Source organism: Coleofasciculus sp. FACHB-712, assembly GCF_014695635.1.
Lineage (GTDB): Bacteria > Cyanobacteriota > Cyanobacteriia > Cyanobacteriales > FACHB-T130 > FACHB-T130.
Window position 1 is genome coordinate 1 of the sequence record NZ_JACJOQ010000495.1, and the last position, 6,743, is coordinate 6,743.

The 6,743-nt window shown below is 44.0% G+C and carries 7 protein-coding genes and 2 pseudogenes; 3 read left to right on the top strand and 6 right to left on the bottom strand.

What is annotated here, in order from left to right; genetic code table 11:
- Positions 1 to 595: 595 nt before the first annotated feature.
- On the top strand, positions 596 to 1,930 hold the full coding sequence (locus tag H6F50_RS16295) for a cytochrome P450 (RefSeq protein WP_190429501.1): 1,335 nt from the start codon (positions 596 to 598) through the stop codon (positions 1,928 to 1,930).
- Positions 1,931 to 2,319: 389 nt separating this feature from the next.
- Here H6F50_RS16295 and H6F50_RS16300 read toward each other — a convergent pair whose 3' ends face one another.
- The 3 genes from H6F50_RS16300 to H6F50_RS16310 all read right to left on the bottom strand — a co-directional run bounded on the left by H6F50_RS16300 (position 2,320) and on the right by H6F50_RS16310 (position 4,132).
- The gene (locus tag H6F50_RS16300; RefSeq protein WP_190429502.1) at positions 2,320 to 2,517 is read right to left on the bottom strand and encodes a chlorophyll a/b-binding protein; all 198 of its coding nucleotides are present in this window, start codon (positions 2,515 to 2,517) and stop codon (positions 2,320 to 2,322) included.
- Positions 2,518 to 2,608: 91 nt separating this feature from the next.
- Positions 2,609 to 2,791 carry a chlorophyll a/b-binding protein gene (locus H6F50_RS16305; protein ID WP_190429503.1) on the bottom strand — a complete coding sequence of 61 codons (183 nt, stop codon included), beginning with the start codon at positions 2,789 to 2,791 and terminating at the stop codon, positions 2,609 to 2,611.
- 657 nt (positions 2,792 to 3,448) lie between these two features.
- The gene (locus H6F50_RS16310; protein ID WP_190429504.1) at positions 3,449 to 4,132 is read right to left on the bottom strand and encodes a Uma2 family endonuclease; all 684 of its coding nucleotides are present in this window, start codon (positions 4,130 to 4,132) and stop codon (positions 3,449 to 3,451) included.
- Positions 4,133 to 4,397: 265 nt separating this feature from the next.
- On the opposite strand from H6F50_RS16310, the gene H6F50_RS16315 reads away from it, so the two are divergent.
- A complete protein-coding gene (locus H6F50_RS16315; RefSeq protein ID WP_190429505.1) occupies positions 4,398 to 5,141 on the top strand; it encodes a phage Gp37/Gp68 family protein in 744 nt (247 codons plus the stop codon).
- 55 nt (positions 5,142 to 5,196) lie between these two features.
- Positions 5,197 to 6,063: a three-Cys-motif partner protein TcmP gene (locus H6F50_RS16320; RefSeq protein ID WP_190429506.1), complete on the top strand. Its 867-nt coding sequence runs from the start codon at positions 5,197 to 5,199 to the stop codon at positions 6,061 to 6,063.
- 32 nt (positions 6,064 to 6,095) lie between these two features.
- Here the strand turns inward: H6F50_RS16320 and H6F50_RS27655 are convergent.
- The 3 genes and pseudogenes from H6F50_RS27655 to H6F50_RS16335 all read right to left on the bottom strand — a co-directional run.
- Positions 6,096 to 6,197: pseudogene (locus H6F50_RS27655) on the bottom strand (archease); the annotation flags it as partial.
- Positions 6,198 to 6,212: 15 nt separating this feature from the next.
- Positions 6,213 to 6,437 carry a hypothetical protein gene (locus H6F50_RS16330; protein ID WP_190429507.1) on the bottom strand — a complete coding sequence of 75 codons (225 nt, stop codon included), beginning with the start codon at positions 6,435 to 6,437 and terminating at the stop codon, positions 6,213 to 6,215.
- 30 nt (positions 6,438 to 6,467) lie between these two features.
- Positions 6,468 to 6,743: pseudogene (locus H6F50_RS16335) on the bottom strand (ABC transporter permease); the annotation flags it as partial.

The window sequence follows — 6,743 nt, forward strand, 5'->3', positions numbered from 1 at the left end:
GTCGCATTCAAATTTCAGGTGCTCAGTGGAATGCTGAAAACGTTCCTCAGGTGCTAGCGCATCGCTGTGCTTACCTTAATGAGCTGATTGGGCAGCAAATCTGACATGCTCCCCTAATTTTTATCTATTATTCTGGTTCAAAGTCTTACCTAGATAAGTTTGGTTTTGTTAATTGCTATTGTTTATGCTTGTGCTGACCTGATGCGAAGGCACTACCCTAGCCATGCTGCGCCGCCAAAACTTTACCTTAAAACTATCACGAGGATGACTATCGGTAGCCTGACTAATCCGGGCTTTGTCCAGAGCGGTAGAGCAAGAACTTTTGTAGAGGACGGGTGCCAGGAGCGATCGCTCACAGGCGCACAGGTGTAAGTGTCATTTGATTTGGAACAAATTTGTTTTGGCTAAAATTTAGATAGGCAGTGTTAAAAAAAGAGTATCGCTCGCCCGAATAGTCGATCTTATCTCAGGAAAGGCTTGAAAGTAGTTTTCAACGGCTCAAACTCAACAAAAACCAAGATGATAGCTACCTTTCGGCATGAGCATCCATAAAACCATTTGATTATCCCTAAAAGCATTTTTAACCGATTTGTTTATGCCCGCAGTACAGTTACCACCTGGCCCTAAAGGTCATTTTCTTGTCGGTCATCTTACAGAAATAAACCGCGATCCACTTAAGTTCTTGAGCAAATGTGCTAGAGAGTATGGCGATCTTGTTTGCTGGCAGTTTGGGCCATTTCCAGCTTTTTTAGCGAACCATCCCGACTTGATCGAGCAAGTCTTGGTCACTCAATATCCCAACTTTGTTAAAAGTAGCGTGTACCGACGCGGATTGCGCGTTGTAGGTAACGGCTTACTAACCAGCGAAGGCGACTTTTGGCAGCGTCAACGCCGTCTGGTTCAACCAGCTTTTCATCAGGAACGAATTGTCGCCTATGGAAAGGTAATGGTTGACTATACTGAGCAATTAATTGACCAATGGCGCGATGGCGAAATCCGCGATATTCATCAAGATATGATGTTGCTGACCGAAGAAATTGTGTCAAAAACACTGTTTGATGTTGATATTAAAGATGAAGCGGAAGGAGTGCAGGCGGCGCTAAATGCAGTGATGGATTTTAATTCCAATCTTGCTAATCAATATTTCCTTCCTGGTTGGGTGCCTACTCCTAGTAACTTACGCTACCAACAAGCGATTAAACAATTAGATGCGATTGTCTATCGCATTATTAACGAGCGAAGAGCTAGCGGTAAGGACACAGGCGATTTACTTTCCCTATTGCTTCAAGTGCGGGATGAATCTGATGGAACTGGGATGAGCGATCGCCAAGTGCGAGATGAGGCAATGACTCTCTTTTTGGCGGGTCACGAAACGACTGCTAACGCCATGACATGGACATGGTTTCTACTTGCACAACACCCAGAAGTAGAAGCGAAATTGCAAGAAGAATTAAAGACAGTGTTGGGCGATCGCGCACCCACGGTTGCCGATTTACGTCAGTTGCGTTACACAGAGCGAGTGGTGTTGGAATCAATGCGACTGTATCCGCCGGTGTGGGGAATGAGCCGACGTGCCGTAGAAGACTGCGTTCTGGGCGGGTATGAGGTGAAGGGGGGAACAACTGTGTTTATCAATCAGTGGGCGATGCACCGAGATCCTCGCTTCTTTGAAAATCCAGAAGTTTTTCACCCCGATCGTTGGGCAGATAATTTGATTAAAAAGTTGCCCACTTTTGCCTATTTTCCCTTTGGTGGCGGGTCGCGAATCTGCATTGGCAAGGCTTTTGCGATGATGGAGACAAGTTTACTGCTGGCAGCGATCGCGCAAAAGTTTCGCCTGACGCTACAACCAGAGTATCCGGTGGTGCTGCAACCCTCGTTAACACTCCGCCCAAAACATGGGATGAAGATGTTAGTGACTCAGCGATAAGCGATCGCGCACTACATCTTAGAGTTTTGGTGAGAAAGTGTTTAGCCCGATTTAATATCACTACCTTGCGTTAGCAACCTTAAGTTGAGTGACTTAATTTTTTAGAAATATCTAAAGGCTGACACTTCCTTCAGAAAATGCCAGCCTTTAGAACTTCTATTGAGTAGAACTAGAAACCAGCAACTCCGCGATAAACACTTATAACCACCGTGAGAATGGTGATAACTCCTATTGAAGTGCTAAGGATAAATAGAACAGAAGGTTTCTTTGCAAAAGGGGTTTCGCTATCGTGTTGCACAGCGTCAGTTTGATTGGGATTTTTTGGTTGTTCAGATGTCATAATGATGCTCCGCTTTTAGATTTCAATGAGTTTATATTGATTAGAACAATTACCAAAGATTGCTGAGGATATCGCCCCAGAAATGAACGATGCCTTGCCCGCTTAATGCCTCTATAATGAGGATGGATACAAAACCGAGCATGGCGAAGCGACCATTCCAAATTTCAGAATTTGGGGTGAAGCCTTGTTCTATGTTAATAGCAGCTTCCGTGTATTGTTGTTCTGTTTTATCTTGCGAAGTTTGCATTATTTAAATTCCAAACGCGACTTTGTAAAAAGAAGAGAGTCATATATAAACGCGGGTAACGGTAAGAGAAATTAGCAAGAGATCGCCTTGCTTATAGGATTCCCCAAAAGTGCAGGACTCCCTGATTGCTAACTAAATCAATAAGGACAGCAATCACAATGCCCACCATTGCCAAACGACCATTCCAAATTTCAGCGCTAGGGTTAAAACCCCATTTCCATTCGCTGCTGTAATGTTTGTAGCTCAAACTTTCTTCTCTATCTACAATCTGCATAAGCTCGCTCTAAACTGTTTTCTTTTAACTATATTATTTGAAACAAATCTTATAATGTTCTTTCCAAAGTAGTAAAACTTATCCCATTTCAGCAACTTATTCGTAATCACTAATCCCCCCCGATCCTCAACTTCTTTGTCTACCGCACATCATCCTATTCAGAGTAGAAGGGGGTAGGGGGGATAGAATATTTAGCCTGAAAATGTTGAATGAGTATTGACTAAATCTCTGAAGTATTTTTTTCACGAAGCGTCTGCAAAAAAAAGCAATCCCCCCAACTTTTAGTTTTTAAGACTACAGCACCTCAGGTTGTTAAAGGTAGGAGGGGGTAGGGGGGATAAACTATTTAGCCTTAAAATAGTGAATGAGTATTGTCTAAATATCAGAGAAATTTGTTTGCGATTAATTTCTCTGTATAAAGAATGATGTATTTTGGGAAACTATCGATAAGGGTTCAGTAGATAGGTAATAGCGAGAGGGAGGAGGAAATTTGGAGCGATCGCTTCCAGCACCCAAGCTGAAATTGAGAAAAGCGGGTAAGCGTTGCGAAAGCTCTTCGCTTATCGCTCAACTTGAACTGGAATAGACCTAGATGCGATCGCACTGATGAATTACTACCGTGCGTTAGCAAAGCATACTGTCAGGCTTATCGCATTTCTACAGAGTATCGGGGTCAACTCCCATCTGCCGCAGTCGCTCTGCCAAACGCTCTGCCCGTTGACGCTCCTGCTGTGCAACTTCCGAGGGTGTAGAGAGTTGATTCCCATTCTGGTCGTACCAGTACAGCCACTCCCGCGTCCAAGCCCGATAAGTACCCTGCGCCCTCCCAATTCCTAAGCCAATCTCAGGTATCCACACTGGTTCGCCGGATTGCAGCACATACTGCCCATCCACCAAGCGATAAACCTCAAAGGGATTGTGCTTGTCACGCCTATGGTACTCCGGGTTGTAGATCGCATAGTACAACACGCCAATACTGGCATACTCATCTTTCTTGCTGTCGTACTCTTGACCGTAAGTTTTAGAGACATACTCAAGTGCCAGAAGGGGAACTTTACCTTCTTGCCAGATAACATAACTTAACCGTCCCCCAGCACGAGTCAACCGTTCAACTCCCAAGCTTAAGAATCCATCAGGGACAATTGCAGATTTTCCAGGGTCATAATAAACCCCCATGTTGATGCCCCAAAACCAGTCTGTGCGTTTCTGCCAAAGCCAAGCCAGGATTTCTTCCAACAAGTTGGCAACCAGAATTTGTAGTTGACTTTCCACAGGCTTATGGTCAGTTTCAGGCAGTTCTTCAGCGGTGGGAAGATGCTGCAACGGGTTGTACTGTACCATGACAACTCCTAGGCGTGGCTTACTGCTTGTATTTTAACTAGACAGGGTAGTGGTAATTCTCATACCTAGCAGCGATCGCGCAGTACACCGCAGAGTGTTGGTAAACTAGACTCTCGTTGCATCAGCTGCCCATGAAACGCGATCGCCTCTGCTATTTCATCAATCAGGAATTAACCTGCCTACTCTAGCTGTTGTAATTAGATCAATTGTACTACTACACTCAGATAGTGTAGCCACATCTAGAGGGATGGTAGACTGAAAAGTTATGTCAAGTACCCATACCGCTATTGAGTGGACAGATAAGACTTGGAATCCAACCACTGGCTGCAACAAGGTCAGTCCCGGTTGCAAGTATTGCTATGCTGAAGCAATCACTGAACGCTTTCCAAAGAATTTCCCTGAAGGATTTCAGCTTACCCTACATCAAGATCGACTAGACCAGCCTAGACGGTGGCGTACTCCTAGCCGAATCTTTGTCAATTCCATGAGCGATCTGTTCCATGAGAAAGTGCCACTCTGGTATCTGGAAGAAATTTTTAAAGTCATGCGAGAGACTCCTTGGCATGTCTACCAAATTTTAACTAAGCGTCATCAACGTTTGACCGAACTAGCTCCACAACTAGAATGGGCTGAAAATATCTGGATAGGTGTATCTGTGGAAAGTCAAGACTACACCTGTAGGGTTGATTCCCTCCGACAAGTTCAGGCATCAGTGCGCTTCCTCTCATGTGAACCTCTTTTGGGACAACTGCAACTAGACCTAGCTGGTATTGATTGGGTGATTGTTGGTGGAGAATCTGGTTATAAACATCGTCCTATTAAACCAGAGTGGGTAAAAGAAATACTTCAACAGTCTCAAGCAGCAGGAGTAGCCTTCTTCTTTAAGCAGTGGGGAGGAAGGCATTCAAAAATTGGTGGTAGAACCTTAGACGGACAGACTTGGGATGAAATTCCTAAAGCTTGGAGCCAACATTTGATGCAGTGGCAAGATAAACTTTCTAGAAAGTGAAAGCCTGTTGAGACGCACAAATATAGCCACTTCTTGACAGAGAAGAGAGTCACCAATGAGTCAGTTTGGCAGTGAAGGTGAAGACATTATCGGTCGCTGGTCTGAGGAGAAGCTAGAGTTACTAACAAAGTATCTTAAAGCTTACTCAGACATAATGAATAAGCAAAAACAGAAGTGGTTAAAGGCATATTACTATATAGATGCTTTTGCTGGTTCTGTTCAACCAAAGGCAAAGGATGAAGAGCGATATGTTGATGGTTCTCCACTACGCGCATTGCGAACACAACCAGGCTTTGATGGTTATTGGTTTATAGACGTTTCTCAACAGCGTATAGAAAGGCTCGAAAGGCTTCGAGAAGAATTCAACTACAATTCAATTAGGATTCGCCAAGGTGACTGTAACGAAATTTTACGCAATGAAGTTATCCCCCAGATTACTAGGAATTCCAAGCAACGAGCAATCGTTTTTTTAGATCCTTATGGATTGCAAGTAGAGTGGGAGACTGTGAAGGCGTTAGCTAATACAAGAACTTTCGACATTTTTGTTAACTTTTCTCTGATGGGTGTAACTCGGCTACTGAGAAGGGATAGCCCTCCTGAAAGAACTGTGAGAGAACAATTGAATAAAGTAATGGGTAACACTGATTGGATTGACCAAATATATCAACCTCCCACTTACTCCCAATTGAATCTCTTTGAAGAGCAGCAACCCTCATTGAGTCGTGATACTCTGGGGACTGAATGGCTAGCGAGTTTATATACAGAACACTTACGGGAGCTTTTCCCGTATGTCAGTAGACCAGTCATTATGACTAACTCAACTAACGCAGCAATTTACGCTCTGTGTTTAGCCAGTCACAATCAAACAGCAGTCAAAATTACGAATGATATTTTTAAGAGATATGAAAAGTTGGGAAGCTAACTCTTTAACGAGAGTGCGATTCGCCTTTAAGACTAAATATCAAGAATTACCATCGCTGTCCAACCGTCATCGGTTTTTTCTAATTGGAACTGGTGTAATGTAACCGCTTTGACATCTACTCGCTGTTGATGGCGATCGCGCGTTTCTCACTACGAGGTGACGTGGCTGGAACCTTTGATTTGCTTGCCTGCTTGCCGCAACTGACACGCCAGTTGCAGGTTCAACAATACCAGTATTAGTCCCAGACCTGGAATTAGCAGAAAAATTTTCTCCGAGCCTAGTAAGAGGGCCAAAGGAGAGACAATAGACAGCAACAGCACCGCTAAGGGATCGAAATGGTGAATTCTCAGTACCGCAAAAATAGTTGGTGGCAATATAATTAGTGCCCCTAGCGTTCCCGCTGCTCAGAGCGTCCGTTGCTGAGTTCGCATGAATAATCGCAGTTGGGCTATGCTTGCGTAAATTAGGATTAAGCTAGCCCCTAAAGTAAGACCAAACAACGCCCCAGTTCTGCTCTCATTTACTTTTACAGCAGCATTTATACCAGTAGCCGATTGTGCAGGGGACAGTAAAATAAATAAAGCCAAGGGGATGATCGCAATCACTACATTCAGCGCGATCGCTACTACCGCTGGACTTTTTTCACCCCAAATTAAATCCTTTACCAACGAGCTATCAGC

Bases quoted from the DNA above. Each gene is read 5' to 3' on its own strand.
- H6F50_RS16295 (WP_190429501.1), top strand. From the start codon at position 596: ATGCCCGCAGTACAGTTACCACCTGGCCCTAAAGGTCATTTTCTTGTC.
- H6F50_RS16300 (WP_190429502.1), bottom strand. From the start codon at position 2,517: ATGCAAACTTCGCAAGATAAAACAGAACAACAATACACGGAAGCTGCT.
- H6F50_RS16305 (WP_190429503.1), bottom strand. From the start codon at position 2,791: ATGCAGATTGTAGATAGAGAAGAAAGTTTGAGCTACAAACATTACAGC.
- H6F50_RS16310 (WP_190429504.1), bottom strand. From the start codon at position 4,132: ATGGTACAGTACAACCCGTTGCAGCATCTTCCCACCGCTGAAGAACTG.
- H6F50_RS16315 (WP_190429505.1), top strand. From the start codon at position 4,398: ATGTCAAGTACCCATACCGCTATTGAGTGGACAGATAAGACTTGGAAT.
- H6F50_RS16320 (WP_190429506.1), top strand. From the start codon at position 5,197: ATGAGTCAGTTTGGCAGTGAAGGTGAAGACATTATCGGTCGCTGGTCT.